13 protein-coding genes and 1 riboswitch are annotated in these 14,862 nt (G+C 60.4%); of the genes, 10 read left to right on the top strand and 3 right to left on the bottom strand.

Translation table 11 applies throughout. The features are described 5' to 3' along the window. Positions 1-52: 52 nt before the first annotated feature. Positions 53-385: a DMT family transporter gene (locus ACI5GA_RS19020; RefSeq protein ID WP_404636424.1), complete on the bottom strand. Its 333-nt coding sequence runs from the start codon at positions 383-385 to the stop codon at positions 53-55. A gap of 108 nt (positions 386-493) precedes the next feature. Here ACI5GA_RS19020 and ACI5GA_RS19025 point away from each other — a divergent pair, with 108 nt between their 5' ends. Both ACI5GA_RS19025 and waaA read left to right on the top strand, forming a co-directional pair. After that, positions 494-1,378 (top strand): LysR family transcriptional regulator, encoded by an 885-nt coding sequence (locus ACI5GA_RS19025; protein ID WP_404636425.1) that lies wholly within the window; start codon positions 494-496, stop codon positions 1,376-1,378. Positions 1,379-1,392: 14 nt separating this feature from the next. Next, positions 1,393-2,664 (top strand): lipid IV(A) 3-deoxy-D-manno-octulosonic acid transferase, encoded by a 1,272-nt coding sequence (gene waaA, locus ACI5GA_RS19030; RefSeq protein ID WP_421423825.1) that lies wholly within the window; start codon positions 1,393-1,395, stop codon positions 2,662-2,664. Between the two features lie 217 nt (positions 2,665-2,881). Here the strand turns inward: waaA and ACI5GA_RS19035 are convergent, their stop codons facing one another. Then, positions 2,882-4,321, bottom strand: a complete 1,440-nt coding sequence (locus ACI5GA_RS19035; RefSeq protein WP_421423827.1) for a TolC family outer membrane protein — start codon at positions 4,319-4,321, stop codon at positions 2,882-2,884. Positions 4,322-4,502: 181 nt separating this feature from the next. Then, positions 4,503-4,607, top strand: a riboswitch (TPP riboswitch). Positions 4,608-4,779: 172 nt separating this feature from the next. Between ACI5GA_RS19035 and thiC the strand changes: the two genes are divergently transcribed. Together thiC and cytX are read left to right on the top strand one after the other, a co-directional pair. Beyond that, positions 4,780-6,666 (top strand): phosphomethylpyrimidine synthase ThiC, encoded by a 1,887-nt coding sequence (gene thiC, locus ACI5GA_RS19040; RefSeq protein WP_404636428.1) that lies wholly within the window; start codon positions 4,780-4,782, stop codon positions 6,664-6,666. An 82-nt stretch (positions 6,667-6,748) separates the two neighbouring features. After that, on the top strand, positions 6,749-8,038 hold the full coding sequence (cytX, locus tag ACI5GA_RS19045) for a putative hydroxymethylpyrimidine transporter CytX (protein WP_404636429.1): 1,290 nt from the start codon (positions 6,749-6,751) through the stop codon (positions 8,036-8,038). On the opposite strand, the gene ACI5GA_RS19050 is transcribed toward cytX, so the two are convergent. Further along, positions 8,007-8,753: an RsiV family protein gene (locus ACI5GA_RS19050; protein WP_421423829.1), complete on the bottom strand. Its 747-nt coding sequence runs from the start codon at positions 8,751-8,753 to the stop codon at positions 8,007-8,009. The two genes, cytX and ACI5GA_RS19050, sit on opposite strands and share 32 nt — an antisense overlap. Positions 8,754-8,985: 232 nt before the next feature. Here ACI5GA_RS19050 and ACI5GA_RS19055 point away from each other — a divergent pair, with 232 nt between their 5' ends. From ACI5GA_RS19055 to ACI5GA_RS19080, 6 genes are all read left to right on the top strand, one after another. Further along, positions 8,986-9,603, top strand: coding sequence for an NUDIX domain-containing protein (locus ACI5GA_RS19055; RefSeq protein WP_404636431.1), 618 nt, complete (start codon positions 8,986-8,988; stop codon positions 9,601-9,603). Then, positions 9,594-10,052, top strand: coding sequence for a DUF1249 domain-containing protein (locus tag ACI5GA_RS19060; protein WP_404636432.1), 459 nt, complete (start codon positions 9,594-9,596; stop codon positions 10,050-10,052). Before ACI5GA_RS19055 ends, ACI5GA_RS19060 begins: the two co-directional genes overlap by 10 nt. A 228-nt stretch (positions 10,053-10,280) precedes the next feature. Beyond that, complete coding sequence (gene cpdA, locus ACI5GA_RS19065) at positions 10,281-11,090, top strand: 3',5'-cyclic-AMP phosphodiesterase (protein ID WP_421423831.1); 810 nt, start codon at positions 10,281-10,283, stop codon at positions 11,088-11,090. Between the two features lie 130 nt (positions 11,091-11,220). Further along, entirely contained in the window at positions 11,221-11,841 is a 621-nt protein-coding gene (locus ACI5GA_RS19070; protein ID WP_404636434.1) for a YqiA/YcfP family alpha/beta fold hydrolase, read from the top strand. Positions 11,842-11,946: 105 nt separating this feature from the next. Then, positions 11,947-13,851 carry a DNA topoisomerase IV subunit B gene (gene parE / locus ACI5GA_RS19075; protein ID WP_404636435.1) on the top strand — a complete coding sequence of 635 codons (1,905 nt, stop codon included), beginning with the start codon at positions 11,947-11,949 and terminating at the stop codon, positions 13,849-13,851. A 35-nt stretch (positions 13,852-13,886) separates the two neighbouring features. Beyond that, a complete protein-coding gene (locus ACI5GA_RS19080) occupies positions 13,887-14,846 on the top strand; it encodes an esterase-like activity of phytase family protein (RefSeq protein ID WP_404636559.1) in 960 nt (319 codons plus the stop codon). Positions 14,847-14,862: the final 16 nt, after the last annotated feature.

Raw genomic sequence — 14,862 nt, forward strand, 5'->3', positions numbered from 1 at the left:
TGGCAAAACGAATCGCGGCATTATAAGGGAAGCCGCTTTTCAATGACCTCCTTTAATGGCCGGCTGTTTTCGAGAACAACTGGATCACCACGACCCCCGCGACAATCATCGCCATGCCGCCGATGGCAGGCAGATCAAGCTTCTGGCCGTAAATGATCAGCGCGGCAACGCTGACCATCACGATGCCCATTCCCGCCCAGACGGCATACGCCACCCCGACAGGGATCGTGCGCACCACCAGCGTCAGCATCCAGAACGCCGTGGCGTAACCGACGATCACCAGCAGCAGGGGCAGAGGCGTGCTCAGGCCTTTGACGGCTTTCATGGAAACGGTGCCGATGACTTCCGCGCAGATGGCGATGGCGAGCAGGTAGTAGGCGGACATGATGGAAACCCTCTTTGCAAATTCACGCTTCATTGGCGGTGGATTTTAGAGCCTATGCAGATGGGGTAAAGTCATTACCTATCTCACGGGCTGATAGGTTGCACGATCATGGAATGGAGCCTTGAACAGATCCGGCTGTTCGTCAGCGTCGCTGAACAACGCTCGTTTTCTGCGGTGGCGCGGGCGTCGAAGCGCGCGCAATCGGCGGTCAGTAGTGCGATTGCGATGCTGGAAACCGATCTGGGTGTGAGCCTGTTCGATCGCAGCAGCGGGCGGCAGCCCCGTTTGACCGAAGCGGGCGCTGCGTTGTTGGAAGAGGCGCGAGAGTTGTTGCGCCAATGCGAGCGGCTCGATGGCCGTGCGCTGGCGTTGATGCGCGGTCAGGAAGCCCGCTTGCGACTGGCCCATGATGAAGCGATGCCGTATCAACCGGTGCTCGACAGCCTGGACAAGCTGGATCAGCGCTTTCCCAGCGTCGAGGTGCAACTGGCCAGCGGCGCGCAAGGCGACGTGGCCCGCAAGCTGGTGGAGCGCCGCGCTGACCTCGGCCTGTTGTTTCACCACGAACAAATGCCCGAAGCGCTGGAGCGGCGGGTGCTGGGCAGCGTGGAGATGGTCACCGTGTGCGCCGTCAATCATCCGCTGGCGAGCGAGCCGGTGGTCACTCGGCAACAACTGGCCCGGCATCGCCAATTACTGATCGCGCCGCAACAAAGCGACTACCCGGGCGGCGAGCAGTTAAGCCCGCAGGTCTGGCGCGCGGACAGCTTCTACGTCATGGCCGAGTTGCTGATGCGCGGGCTGGGCTGGGCCTGGCTGCCGCGCCATGTGGTGCAGTACCCGGCCTATCAAAATCAGATGATCGAACTGAGCAGCGAGTGGACGCCACCTGCGCTGGTGGTGGAAATGGTCTGGCGTCGCGATGAGCCACTGGGGCCAGCGGCCCGTTGGCTGGCCGAATGTTTCACCCATCACCTGAAGGCCATTGGCTGATAGACTCCGCGCCCATGAATAGAACCCTCTACACCTTCCTGTTTCACCTCGGTTTGCCCCTGATTGCGCTGCGCCTCTGGCTCCGTGCCCGCAAGGCCCCGGCCTACGCCAAACGTATCAGCGAGCGCTTTGCCCGCGAGTTGCCGCCCATGCATAAGGGCGGCATTTGGGTGCACGCGGTGTCTGTTGGCGAGAGCATCGCAGCGGCGCCGATGGTTCGGTCGTTGTTGGCGCGTTACCCGGAACTGCCGATCACCATCACCTGCATGACGCCCACCGGTTCCGAGCGCATTCAATCGATGTTCGCTCACGAGCCTCGGGTTCAGCATTGCTACCTGCCGTACGATTTCCCGTGGGCGGCGGGGCGTTTTCTCGATCACATTCAGCCGAAAATCGGTGTGATCATGGAGACCGAGCTGTGGCCCAATCACATTCACCAGTGTGCGAAACGCGGCATTCCCACAGTCTTGGCTAACGCACGACTGTCAGAGCGTTCGGCGCGGGGCTACGGCAAGTTCGCCAAACTCACCCGGCCGATGCTGGCCGAGATGAGCCTGATTGCAGTGCAGACCGAGGCTGAGGCCCAACGTTTTCTGGACTTGGGCGCTCGTCCTGAATGCGTGACGGTCACCGGTTCGATCAAGTTCGACCTGACCATCGACGCACAACTGCTTACCCGCGCCGCACAGCAACGCGCGGACTGGCAGACCAGCGAGCGCCCCGTATGGATCGCCGCCAGCACCCATGCGGGTGAAGACGAGGTGGTCTTGTCAGCCCATCGCGAGTTGCTGAAACAACATCCTGATGCGCTGCTCATTTTGGTGCCACGCCATCCTGAGCGCTTCAACAGCGTGTTTGAACTCAGCCAGCAGCAGGGCTTTGCCAGTGTGCGCCGCTCAAGCGCAGAGCCGGTGACGAGCGCGACGTCGGTCCTGGTTGGCGACACCATGGGCGAGCTGCTGTTTCTCTACGCTTTGGCGGACATCGCCTTCGTTGGCGGAAGTCTGGTGCCCAATGGTGGCCACAATTTGCTCGAACCTGCTGCGCTGGATAAGCCTGTGTTGAGCGGCCCGCACCTGTTCAACTTCCTCGAAATTGCTGCGTTGTTGCGCAGTGCTGGGGCGTTGGAGGAGGTGAGTGATGCGGCGGGGTTGGCAGTGGTGGTGCAGCGATTGATCGAGCAGCCTGAGCAGGCCAAAGCGATGGCCGATGCAGGGTTGGCGGTGATGAAGGCCAATCAGGGGGCTTTGCAGAAGCTGCTGGATGGGATTGGGCGTTTGGTCTAACGGCTGTCGCCGAACCTGTGGGAGCCGGCTTGCTGGCGAATGCGGCGTGTCATTCACGATTGATGTGTCTGATCCTGCGCTTTCGCCAGCAAGCCGGCTCCCACAATGATGCTTGTCCAACCATGGATCTTTGATCGACGCCGACTCTGTGGGAGCCGCCTTGGTGGCGAAAGCGCTAGACCAGGCAACATAGAATCTCCCACAGTTCCAATAAGCGCTACCGCTCCGACGGCCTCTCGAAATTCTTCGCCGCCTCTTTCGCCAGATCCGGTGGCAGGAAGTCCTTGTCCGGGTTGTAGTCGGACTTCAGATACCGCGACAAATCCTGCAGATCCCCCGGGCTCAACGTTCCCGCCGCCTGCTTCAAACGCAGGTTGTCGAGGATGTAGTCGTAGCGGGTGTTGTTGTAATCGCGTACCGACGCATACAGCTGGCGCTGCGCATCCAGCACGTCGACGATGTTGCGTGTACCGACCTGATAGCCGATTTCCGTGGCTTCCAGCGCGCTCTGGTTGGAGATGATCGACTGCTTGCGTGCCTGAACCTGTTCAACATCGGTGTTCACTGCGCGGTGCAGGTTGCGGGTGTTTTCCACCACCTGACGACGCAGGCCCTCGCGTTGTTGTTCAGTCTGCCCGAGGCGGGCATAGGCTTCGCGCACTTGCGAGCTGGTGAGGCCGCCGCTGTAGATCGGGATGTTCACTTGCAGACCGATGGTGCGTTGCTCGACGCTGCCATGAAAGTTCTGCCCAGTGTAGTTAGGGTTAGTGAAGCCCAGCGAATCGTTGTCGCCTTTCTCGTACTGCGCAACGGCGTCCACGGTCGGTGCATGACCGGCCTTGCGCTGGCGCAGGGTTTCTTCGGCAGCGCTGACGGCGTAGTTGCTGGCCAGCAGATTGAGGTTCTGTTGCGAGGCCGTGTCCACCCACGATTTCGCATCGTTAGGCGAGGGCGCCAGCACGGGCAGGGTGTGGACGATGCCTTCGATGGAGTTGTACTCGCGGTTGGTCAGGGTCACCAGCGCCTGGAACGCATCGTCTACCTGACGCTTGGCCACAATGCGCGCAGCACGGGCAGTGTCGTAACTGGCTTGGGCTTGCAGCACGTCGGTCTTGTCGGAAAGGCCCACGTCGAAACGCTCGTTGGCCTGATCCAGTTGGCGTTTGAAGGCCGCTTCTTCGGCCTTGGTCGAGGCCAGATTATCCTGTGCACGCAGCACCGAGAAATAGTCTTCGGCGCTTTGCAGGATCAGGTTCTGTTCCGTGGCCGACAGTTGCAGCAAGGCCTGCTCGTTGACGTCTTTTGCGGCTTTGAGCTGGAACCAGCGGTCGGCGCGGAAGATCGGCTGGCTTAGCGTGGCGCGATAAACCGTGCCGCTGCGATTGATCACCGCGGACGGCTCATCGATCTTGGTCCGGGTGTTGTTGATGTCTGCGCCACCAGAAAGGTTGGGCAGAAGGCCTGCGCGGGCCTGGGGCACGACTTCCTTTTGCGCGTCGTAATTGGCGCGGGCCGCAGCGAGGTCGGCGTTGTTGTTGACGGCTTCCTGATAGACGCTGACCAGTCCGGTCTTGGTCGGCAGAGGCAAGTCCGCTGCGCCAGCCATTGCGTTCGAGGCACATGACACGGCAATCGCCAATGAAAGTTTGCGCAGCATAAACAGTCCCTGGTAGTTGTTTTCGTTAACGCGATGCCGTCAAAACGACAGCAGACGGCATTTGGCGCCGCGTAGCGAGTGTAGTTCCGCACGTTGTCGACAACAATCGGGCATACCTGCCATTTAACGAGCGTTTGAAATCCGCGCTTGGCGTTAGCAGGTGGTCGCGTCTAGACTGATGCCGTTCTTGTCGGGGTGCCTTGCTGTGAGGCTGAGATCGGATAATCCGGATCCCGTTGAACCTGATCAGGTTAGCGCCTGCGTAGGGAACAAGATTTCTCGTCTCCCGGCGAGTCCTCTTGAGTGTCGTCCGGGGGCGTGTTTGTTCATTTTGTGAACAGTCCTCGTTTTTCGATTCTCAGCATCCGTTTGATTTCTCAGGGTGCCTCCGTCCGTTCGAATCAGGCTCAAGCTCCGACAATTCAATCCGTTGCAGGATGATGTCTGGAGAGCCCGTGATGAGTACAACACTAAAAAGCACCAATCTGAGTGAGTCCGCCCAGGTCGATTCGGGGTCGGTTCAACCGTTCACCCGCTCGCAGAAAATCTACGTTCAGGGCTCGCGCCCGGACATCCGCGTGCCCATGCGTGAAATCAGCCTGGATGTCACGCCGACTGACTTCGGAGGCGAAATCAATGCGCCGGTCTGTGTCTACGACACGTCCGGTCCCTACACCGACCCCAACGTCATTATCGATGTGCGCAAAGGCCTGGGCGATGTGCGCTCGGCGTGGATCGATGACCGTGGCGACACCGAGCGTCTCGATGGCTTGAGTTCGGACTTCGGCCAACAGCGCCTGGCCGATGCCGAGCTGACCAAACTGCGCTTTGCCCACGTGCGCAACCCACGTCGCGCCAAGGCCGGGGCCAACGTCAGCCAGATGCACTACGCGCGCAAAGGCATCATCACTGCCGAGATGGAATATGTCGCCATCCGCGAAAACATGAAGCTGCAAGAGGCCCGCGCCGCTGGCCTGTTGAAGCAGCAACACGACGGTCACAGCTTCGGCGCGAGCATTCCGAAAGAAATCACCCCCGAGTTCGTGCGCGAAGAAATCGCCCGTGGCCGCGCGATCATTCCGGCCAACATCAACCACGTCGAACTGGAACCGATGATCATTGGCCGTAACTTCCTGGTGAAGATCAACGGCAACATCGGTAACAGCGCGTTGGGTTCGTCCATCGAAGAAGAAGTGGCGAAACTGACGTGGGGCATTCGCTGGGGTTCGGACACCGTGATGGACCTGTCCACCGGCAAGCACATTCACGAAACCCGCGAGTGGATCATCCGCAACTCGCCGGTTCCGATTGGCACCGTGCCGATCTATCAGGCGCTGGAAAAAGTGAACGGCGTCGCCGAAGACCTGACCTGGGAGCTGTTCCGCGACACGCTGATCGAACAGGCCGAGCAGGGCGTCGACTACTTCACCATCCACGCGGGCGTGTTGCTGCGTTACGTGCCGCTGACGGCCAAACGTGTGACCGGAATCGTTTCCCGTGGCGGTTCGATCATGGCCAAGTGGTGTCTGGCGCACCACAAGGAAAACTTCCTCTACACCCACTTCGACGAAATCTGCGAAATCATGAAGGCCTACGACGTCAGTTTCTCGCTGGGCGACGGCCTGCGTCCGGGCTCGATTGCCGACGCCAACGACGAAGCGCAATTCGGTGAGCTGGAAACTCTGGGCGAGTTGACCAAGATCGCCTGGAAGCACGACGTGCAGTGCATGATCGAAGGGCCCGGCCACGTGCCGATGCAGTTGATCAAAGAGAACATGGACAAGCAGCTTGAATGCTGCGACGAGGCGCCGTTCTATACTCTCGGCCCGCTGACCACTGACATCGCGCCAGGTTACGACCACATCACCTCGGGCATCGGCGCTGCGATGATTGGCTGGTTCGGTTGCGCGATGCTCTGCTACGTCACGCCGAAAGAGCACTTGGGCCTGCCCAACAAAGACGACGTGAAGACCGGGATCATTACTTACAAGATCGCTGCCCACGCCGCCGACCTCGCCAAAGGCCATCCGGGTGCGCAGATCCGCGACAACGCCTTGAGCAAGGCGCGTTTCGAATTCCGCTGGGAAGACCAGTTCAACCTCGGTCTGGACCCGGACACCGCGCGCTCGTTCCACGACGAAACCCTGCCGAAGGACTCGGCCAAGGTCGCGCACTTCTGCTCCATGTGCGGCCCGAAATTCTGCTCGATGAAGATCACCCAGGAAGTCCGTGAATACGCGGCCAACCAGAAGATCGACGCGGTGGATATTTCGGTCGCTGAAGGCATGCGCGAGCAGGCTGAGCGGTTCAAGCAGGAAGGCAGCCAGCTCTACAAAAAGGTCTGACCGATCTTGATTGATCGTTCCCACGCGGAGCGTGGGAACGATCACCAAACCCAATAACAATGCTCCTCTGAGATCACACACTGTGAACACACCCGGCACCTATTCCCCCGGCATCCCCGTCCCCGCTTCCAAGCGGGTCTTCGGCGGGCGCGATCTGTTTTCCCTGTGGTTTTCTCTTGGCATCGGCCTGATGGTCCTGCAAACCGGGGCCTTGCTGGCGCCGGGGCTGGGCTTGTCAGGGTCGATGCTGGCGATCTTCCTTGGCACCTTGGTTGGCGTTCTTCTGCTCGCTGCCGTCGGTGTGATCGGCAGCGACACCGGCCTGTCGTCCATGGCTGCACTCAAGCTCAGCCTCGGCGCCCAGGGTGCGGCAGTTCCGGCGGTTCTCAACCTGTTGCAACTGGTGGGCTGGGGCTCGTTTGAAATCATCGTCATGCGTGATGCAGCCAGCCTGCTCGCGGCCGGTGCATTCTCCGAAAACAGCCTGTGGACAAGTCCCTTGCTGTGGACGCTGTTGTTCGGTGGTCTGGCAACCCTCCTGGCCGTCAGCGGCCCCCTGACCTTCGTTCGGCAGATCCTGCGCAAATGGGGCATCTGGTTGCTGTTGGCGGCGTGCGCCTGGCTGACCTGGAACCTGTTCGCCAAGGCTGATCTGGCGGCACTCTGGGCTCGCGCCGGAGATGGCTCGATGCCGTTCGCGGTGGGTTTTGACATCGCGATTGCCATGCCGCTGTCGTGGCTGCCACTGATTGCCGACTACTCGCGCTTCGGCAAACGCGCAACCGGTGTGTTCGGTGGCACGGTGCTGGGCTTCTTCATCGGTAACTTCTGGCTGATGACCTTGGGCGTTGCCTACACACTGGCGTTTGCGCCGAGCGGTGAAGCCAATGCGCTGTTGTTGGCGCTGGCCGGGGCGGGGATGGGCATTCCACTGCTGCTGATCTTGCTCGACGAGTCCGAAAACGCCTTCGCCGACATTCATTCGGCCGCGGTCTCAAGCGGGATTCTGTTGAAGGTCAAGGTCGAGCATCTGGCGCTGGCCATCGGCGTCATCTGCACGCTGATTGCCTGCTTTGCACCCTTGGCGCAATACCAGAATTTCCTGTTGCTGATCGGCTCGGTGTTCGCGCCGCTGTTCGGCGTGGTGCTGGTGGATCACTTCATCCTGCGTCGTCGCAGTCATGTCGCCGCGACGGTGGGCTTGCGCTGGATGACGCTGCTGGCGTGGGCGGGCGGCATCGCGACTTACCACACGCTGGCCAATCTGTACCCGGATGTGGGTGCAACACTGCCAGCCCTGATCGTGGCTGGCGTGCTGCAACTGATCTTGAGTAAGGCGATCAGCTCCGGCCGGGGAACAGTTCCGGCTTGATGATGCCGTTGAGCTGAGGGTAAGGAATCTTCAGCTCGATGTGGCCCATAGCGTACGGGGCGATGGTGGTGACCGGGTACTTCAGGATCACGGCACCGTACGTCAGGGCGACGTTGGAAGTGCGTTTGAATGGCCACATCTTCTGGAACTCGGCGTCCTTGTCCAGCTTGGTGCTGACTTGCCACGCCTGATGTGCCAGTTCTGCTTTCGCCCAGAACGCCGCTTCCTGGCCCGGCACCAGCATGTCGTTGAGGGTCAGGACGCGCTGTTGCTGACGGGAATAATTGATGAACGCACGGCCTGGATTGCCATGGGCGCCACCGGTGTCCAGATAGCTCGACAGCTCGACCACCACGATGCCGTCATGCTGCTCCCGTACCTTGGCCTGCAAATAGCTGGCATTGCGCGCAGGGGCATTGGCAAGGAACCGCTCCTGATAGGCTTTGATCGACGGCGGCACTGGGCCATCGGAATCGCTGCGGGTCAGGCCCAGCAATGTGCGCTGAACGATTTCATCGAGTTTTGGCTCGTCTGGGAAATGCACGGTGTCGATGTTCACCAACGGGCAATCGGTGGCCGTGCAGCCAGGTTTGACCAATTCGGAAGCGTCGCGCTGAACGGTCAGCGGCTTGCGCATGTTGGGTTCGAAAAAACTCTGACAGGCACCCAGAATCAGGGCCAGACAGGCAATTGAAGAGATCTTCAGAAACGACATGGTGATCCTTGGCGTTGGCAGATTAGGGCCATAAAAGGCCACCCCGGAGGGGGAACGGCAACGGGCTTTGACTGCATGGGGCGCAATCAGTTCGCCACTGGGCGGATTAGAGGGCCTTTCCCGTCCGGTCGTCTACCCTCAGTGCCGAATTTGCCAACGATGAGGGCTGCATCCCGTGCAACTCCACGTTAGGATGGCGCGAAGTCTTCCGTGCTTAGCAGTGAGAAAACCCATGACCGACAGCGCTAAATCGACACCCACGAAGCATGAGATCACCCACCGTGAAACCTGCTTCAAGGGTTTCTACCAACTGGATCGCCTGCACCTGCGGCATGAACTGTTCGATGGCGGGATGGGGCCGGAAATCAAGCGCGAACTGTTCGTGCGTCACGATGCCGTGTGTGTACTGCCCTATGACGCCAAGCGCGATGAAGTGGTGCTGATCGAGCAGTTTCGCGTTGGTGTGGTCGGCAAGCATCCCAACCCGTGGCTGATCGAGATGGTCGCAGGGCTCATCGATAAAAAAGAACAGCCGGAAGAGGTTGCTCACCGCGAAGGAGAAGAGGAAGCTGGGCTTGTCTTCGAATCGCTCTGGCCCATCACCAAATACTTTCCGTCGCCCGGTGGCAGTAACGAGTTCGTGCACTTGTACCTGGGCAAATGCGAAAGCGAGGGGGCGGGTGGGCTGCACGGGCTGGAAGAGGAGGCCGAAGATATCCGTGTGTCGGTCTGGTCGTTCGACGAGGCCTTTCAGGCAGTGAAAGACGGACGCATCGTCAACGCGGCAACTATCATCGCAATACAATGGCTGGCACTGAACCGTGCCGAAATCAGGGGGCTTTGGTCGTGAATCTTCTGCGCGAGCGCTACCGTGTCGACCTCGCCGGGCTGCAAGCAGCCTGTGAGGCGAACTACGCGCGCTTGATGCGTCTGCTGCCGGACATGCGTCAGGGCAGTGGGCAACGTTCTCGCCGAGTGGCTGTCACCCAAGGCGATCAAATGCTCGGCGTGCTGGCCGTCGAAGTGCTGCTCGACTGCCCGTACACCACCACGCTGCAAGTGCGTCAGGAACACAGCCTGCCTTGGCTGCCGGTGCCGGTGCTGGAAGTGCAGGTCTACCACGACGCCCGCATGGCCGAAGTCATCGGCGCCGAACATGCGCGACGTTTCCGTGGCATCTACCCGTATCCCAACGAAGCCATGCACCAGCCGGATGAAAAGGCGCAGTTGAACCTGTTCCTTGGCGAGTGGCTGAGCCATTGCCTGGCATGCGGGCATGAGTTCGAAGCGGTTCGTTGATTTCAAACCGTCCTGATCCCCTGTAGGAGTGAGCTTGCTCGCGATAGCGGGCTATCAGTCACTCTCATTGCGACAGGTGGACAGCTATCGCGAGCAAGCTCACTCCTACAGGGATTGGTCTTCTTCGATGGTTCTATTGTGCAAATGAGAACTGCCACGCGTCTGCGGGTTTGCCGTCGTCACAATCAGACACCATAATCCGGCCATATCTGCTCAAGGAGATGGCCCTTGCCGAGCGCATCCTCACATCCGTCCTCTGTGTTGGTCGTGCAACTGTCCGACAGTCATCTGTTCGCCGAGGCGGACGGCTCGCTGCTGGGCATGACTACCCGCGACAGCCTCAACGCCGTGGTCGATCTGGTGCTGGCTGAGCAACCGGACATTGACCTGGTGCTGGCGACCGGGGACCTTTCGCAGGACGGCACCGTTGAGTCTTATCAGGCCTTTCGCGAGTCGAGTGACCGGCTCAAGGCGCCGAAACGCTGGCTGCCGGGCAACCACGACGAGACGCGGGAGATGGCGATTGCAGCTCAGCAAAGCGATCTGCTTGACCCTGTCACCGACGTCGGCAATTGGCGAATCACCATGCTGGATTCATCAGTGTCAGGCTCGGTCCCCGGCTATCTGGAAGACAAACAACTGCAAGTGCTCGCGCAGGCGCTGAGCGAGGCGCCGGATCGCCATCACCTGGTGTGCCTCCATCACCACCCCGTACCGATTGGGGCAGCGTGGATGGAGCCGATTGGGCTGCGCAATCCAGAGGCGCTGTTTTCGGTGCTTGAACGTTTCCCGCAGACCCGTGCGTTGCTCTGGGGGCACGTGCATCAGGAGTTCGATCAGCCACGCCATGGTGTGCGCTTGATGGCCTCGCCCTCCACCTGCATTCAGTTCGCGCCCAACAGCGTGGATTTCGGCCTCGACTCTCTGGCGCCGGGCTATCGCTGGTTGCGCCTGCATGACGATGGCCAGATCGAAACCGGGGTATCTCGCATCGCACCGGATTTGTTCGAAGTCGATCTGAGTGGCGCCGGATACTGAAAGGAATGTCCTGAGTTCGTCGCAAATGCTCATCACGTGAGTCTTCACGCCGTTGTCTCTGTAAACTGCGTGGTTTTGAATCTCGCTGCCCTGAGAGGCATAGCGACTGGCGGTTTTTTGAGGCAAACGCATGAACCAAGACCATTCGACGCTTCTTTATATCCATGGCCTGAACAGCTCGGCGATGTCGAAAAAGGCCACTCAACTGACTGCGTTAATGAAAAAGTTGGGTCTCGGCGAGCGACTGCGGGTTCCAGAGTTGCATCACCACCCGCGTCAGGCCATTGCGCAACTGGAAGCGGCAATCGAAGAACTGGGCGGGCGGCCATTACTGGTCGGCAGCTCGCTCGGCGGCTACTATGCGACTCACTTGGCTGAACGCCATGGCCTCAAGGCCGTGCTGATCAACCCGGCGGTGAACCCGCATCAGTTGTTCGACGGCTTTCTCGGCACCCAGACCAACCTCTACACCGGCGAGACGTGGGAACTGACCCACGACCACGTGGACGCGCTGGCTGAGCTGGAAGTGCCTGCACCGCAGGACCCGCAGCGCATTCAGGTGTGGTTGCAAACCGGTGACGAGACGCTGGATTATCGACGCGCTCAGGGTTTTTACCGGGCTTGCGCCTTGCGCATCGAAGCGGGCGGCGATCACAGCTTCCAGGGCTTCGCGCAGAAAATGCCGGCCCTGTTGAGCATTGCAGGCTTTGCCCCGGAATTGTTGCAGGCCATCGATCTGGCAGCGCTGTAAGCCAAGCGTGCGGACAGAGGCGCCAGTTGAAACATATTTGTAGACCACGCTTGAAAAGATAAGCAGCACTCCGACATTTCATGAACGACTTGATGACGAGACCCCATGGCCAATCCCAGCGCTAGCTCTTATAACGCAGACGCCATCGAAGTCCTCTCGGGCCTCGACCCTGTCCGCAAACGGCCGGGCATGTACACCGACACCACTCGGCCGAACCACTTGGCGCAGGAAGTCATCGACAACAGCGTCGACGAGGCCCTTGCCGGTCACGCCAAGTCGGTGCAGGTCATCCTACACGCTGACAACTCGCTGGAGGTCGCCGACGACGGTCGCGGCATGCCGGTTGACATCCACCCTGAAGAGGGCGTGTCGGGCGTTGAGCTGATCCTGACCAAGCTCCACGCGGGCGGCAAATTCTCCAACAAGAACTACCAGTTCTCCGGCGGCCTGCACGGCGTGGGGATTTCCGTGGTCAACGCGCTCTCCACCCAAGTGCGGGTGCGGGTCAAGCGTGATGGCAACGAATACGAAATGACCTTCGCTGACGGCTTCAAGGCCAGCGAACTGTCGGTCATCGGCACCGTGGGCAAGCGCAACACCGGCACCAGCGTGTTCTTCGCGCCGGATCCGAAGTATTTCGACAGCCCCAAATTCTCTGTCAGCCGCCTCAAACATGTACTCAAGGCCAAGGCCGTTCTCTGCCCGGGCCTGACCGTCAGTTTTGAAGACAAGAGCACGGGCGAGAAGGTCGAGTGGCATTACGAAGATGGCCTGCGTTCGTATTTGCAGGATTCTGTCAGCGATTTCCTGCGCCTGCCGGAAGAGCCGTTCTGCGGCGCCTTCGCCGGTAACAAGGAAGCTGTGGACTGGGCGCTTTTGTGGTTGCCGGAAGGCGGCGACAGTGTTCAGGAAAGCTACGTCAACTTGATCCCGACTGCGCAGGGCGGCACCCACGTCAACGGTCTGCGCCAGGGCTTGCTCGATGCCATGCGCGAGTTCTGCGAGTTCCGCAACTTGCTGCCACGCGGTGTGAAACTGGCCCCGGAAGACGTCTGGGAGCGCATCGCGTTCGTGCTGTCGATGAAGATGCAGGAGCCGCAATTCTCCGGCCAGACCAAGGAGCGGCTGTCGTCCCGCGAAGCAGCGGCATTCGTGTCTGGCGTGGTCAAGGATGCGTTCAGCCTGTGGCTCAACGCGCACCCCGAAGTGGGCATGCAACTGGCTGAACTGGCCATCAGCAACGCAGGCCGTCGTCTGAAAGCGAGCAAGAAGGTCGAGCGCAAGCGCATCACTCAAGGTCCGGCATTGCCGGGCAAACTGGCCGATTGTGCGGGCCAGGACCCGATGCGCGCCGAGCTGTTTCTGGTCGAGGGTGATTCTGCGGGCGGTTCGGCCAAGCAAGCACGAGACAAGGAATTTCAGGCCATCCTGCCGTTGCGCGGCAAGATCCTGAACACGTGGGAAGTGGACGGCGGCGAAGTGCTTGCCAGCCAGGAAGTGCACAACATCGCCGTCGCCATCGGCGTCGATCCGGGCGCGGCGGACATGAGCCAATTGCGCTACGGCAAGATTTGCATCCTCGCCGATGCCGACTCTGACGGCCTGCACATCGCCACGCTACTGTGCGCGCTGTTCGTTCAGCACTTCCGCCCGCTGGTCGATGCCGGTCACGTCTACGTGGCGATGCCGCCGCTGTACCGCATCGACTTGGGCAAGGACATTTATTACGCCCTCGATGAAGCCGAGCGCGACGGGATTCTCGACCGTCTGGTCGCCGAGAAGAAACGCGGCAAACCGCAAGTGACGCGATTCAAAGGCTTGGGCGAGATGAATCCGCCGCAGCTTCGTGAAACCACCATGGACCCGAACACTCGCCGTCTGGTGCAACTGACGCTGGACAACTTCGAAGAGACCTCGGAGATCATGGACATGCTGTTGGCGAAAAAACGCGCAAGCGACCGCAAGAACTGGCTGGAATCCAAAGGCAACCTGGCCGAGGTGCTGGTTTGACGCGAGGGTGGCTGGCGGCCCTGTTGCTGGCCGCCATGCCCGTCCTTGCCGCGCAGCCGGTTGAGCAGAAGCCGCTGCCGGAGTTGAAGCTGCTGTCCGAGCATCCCGTCGACGACATGGTCGGCGGTAACCTCTCGGGTCTGGCGTCCTGCAACGGCACGCTGTGGACGATCTCCGACCGCGACGATACGTTGCTGTACAGCCTCGACACGTCATCCACAGTCTGGAAAGCGCGGGCGCAGGTGTTGGAGATTCCGCCGATTCCGGACAGCGGGCTGTCCTCGACGCTGCGTGGCATGGCCAAGGCAGCGGCTTTGATTCGTGGCGGCGATCTGGATTACGAGGGTGTGAGCTGTGACGCGGCAGGCAATCGCTATCTGGTCAGCGAAGGCTATGCCACGGTGCTGAAAGTTCCGGTGAACGGTAAACCCACTTGGCTCGAACTGCCGAAAAAGCTGGTGCAGGAAGCCCAGGCGGCGGGGATGTTGCAGCATTTCAATGCCATTTTCGAAGGCATCGCCATCAGCCCGGCGGGTGACCAGATCTGGCTGGCGGCCGAGCGCGAGAAGCGTGGGTTGCTGACCGCGACGCTGGGCAAGGACGGCTGGGCCTGTGGTGCGAGCTGCATATTGCGGGTCGAGTCCGGTAACGACGTATTGCCGCCGCAACTGGGGGGCAGATCCGTTGCCAAGGATTTTTCCGACATCTCGCTGTACAAGGGCAAACTCTACAGCCTTGAGCGTGCGGCTTACCGCATCTGCCGTCGTACGCTGGAAACCGGGAAACTGGAGACCTGCTGGTCGTTTGCCAAAGAGGCCTTACAGCCCAATCGGCTGTATGACCAGAAATACGGTCTGACCGAAGCGCTGATCGTCGATGACACCGGCGCGTGGGTGGGCACCGACAACAACTTCGGCGCTCGCGCCGATGGCGAAAAACGGCCCATCGTCTGGCGCTTTGCCGCGCCCGAAGGTGGCTGGAGTGGCAAGCCTTGACGCAGGCACCTCCCGG

It is taken from the genome of Pseudomonas sp. Pseu.R1 (assembly GCF_045764065.1).
GTDB lineage: Bacteria > Pseudomonadota > Gammaproteobacteria > Pseudomonadales > Pseudomonadaceae > Aquipseudomonas.

What these genes read in the sequence shown, in the direction of transcription:
- waaA (WP_421423825.1), top strand. Translation starts at nt 1,393, where the DNA reads ATGAATAGAACCCTCTACACCTTCCTGTTTCACCTCGGTTTGCCCCTG.
- ACI5GA_RS19025 (WP_404636425.1), top strand. Translation starts at nt 494, where the DNA reads ATGGAATGGAGCCTTGAACAGATCCGGCTGTTCGTCAGCGTCGCTGAA.
- ACI5GA_RS19050 (WP_421423829.1), bottom strand. Translation starts at nt 8,753, where the DNA reads ATGTCGTTTCTGAAGATCTCTTCAATTGCCTGTCTGGCCCTGATTCTG.
- ACI5GA_RS19020 (WP_404636424.1), bottom strand. Translation starts at nt 385, where the DNA reads ATGTCCGCCTACTACCTGCTCGCCATCGCCATCTGCGCGGAAGTCATC.
- parE (WP_404636435.1), top strand. Translation starts at nt 11,947, where the DNA reads ATGGCCAATCCCAGCGCTAGCTCTTATAACGCAGACGCCATCGAAGTC.
- ACI5GA_RS19070 (WP_404636434.1), top strand. Translation starts at nt 11,221, where the DNA reads ATGAACCAAGACCATTCGACGCTTCTTTATATCCATGGCCTGAACAGC.
- ACI5GA_RS19080 (WP_404636559.1), top strand. Translation starts at nt 13,887, where the DNA reads ATGCCCGTCCTTGCCGCGCAGCCGGTTGAGCAGAAGCCGCTGCCGGAG.
- thiC (WP_404636428.1), top strand. Translation starts at nt 4,780, where the DNA reads ATGAGTACAACACTAAAAAGCACCAATCTGAGTGAGTCCGCCCAGGTC.
- ACI5GA_RS19035 (WP_421423827.1), bottom strand. Translation starts at nt 4,321, where the DNA reads ATGCTGCGCAAACTTTCATTGGCGATTGCCGTGTCATGTGCCTCGAAC.
- ACI5GA_RS19055 (WP_404636431.1), top strand. Translation starts at nt 8,986, where the DNA reads ATGACCGACAGCGCTAAATCGACACCCACGAAGCATGAGATCACCCAC.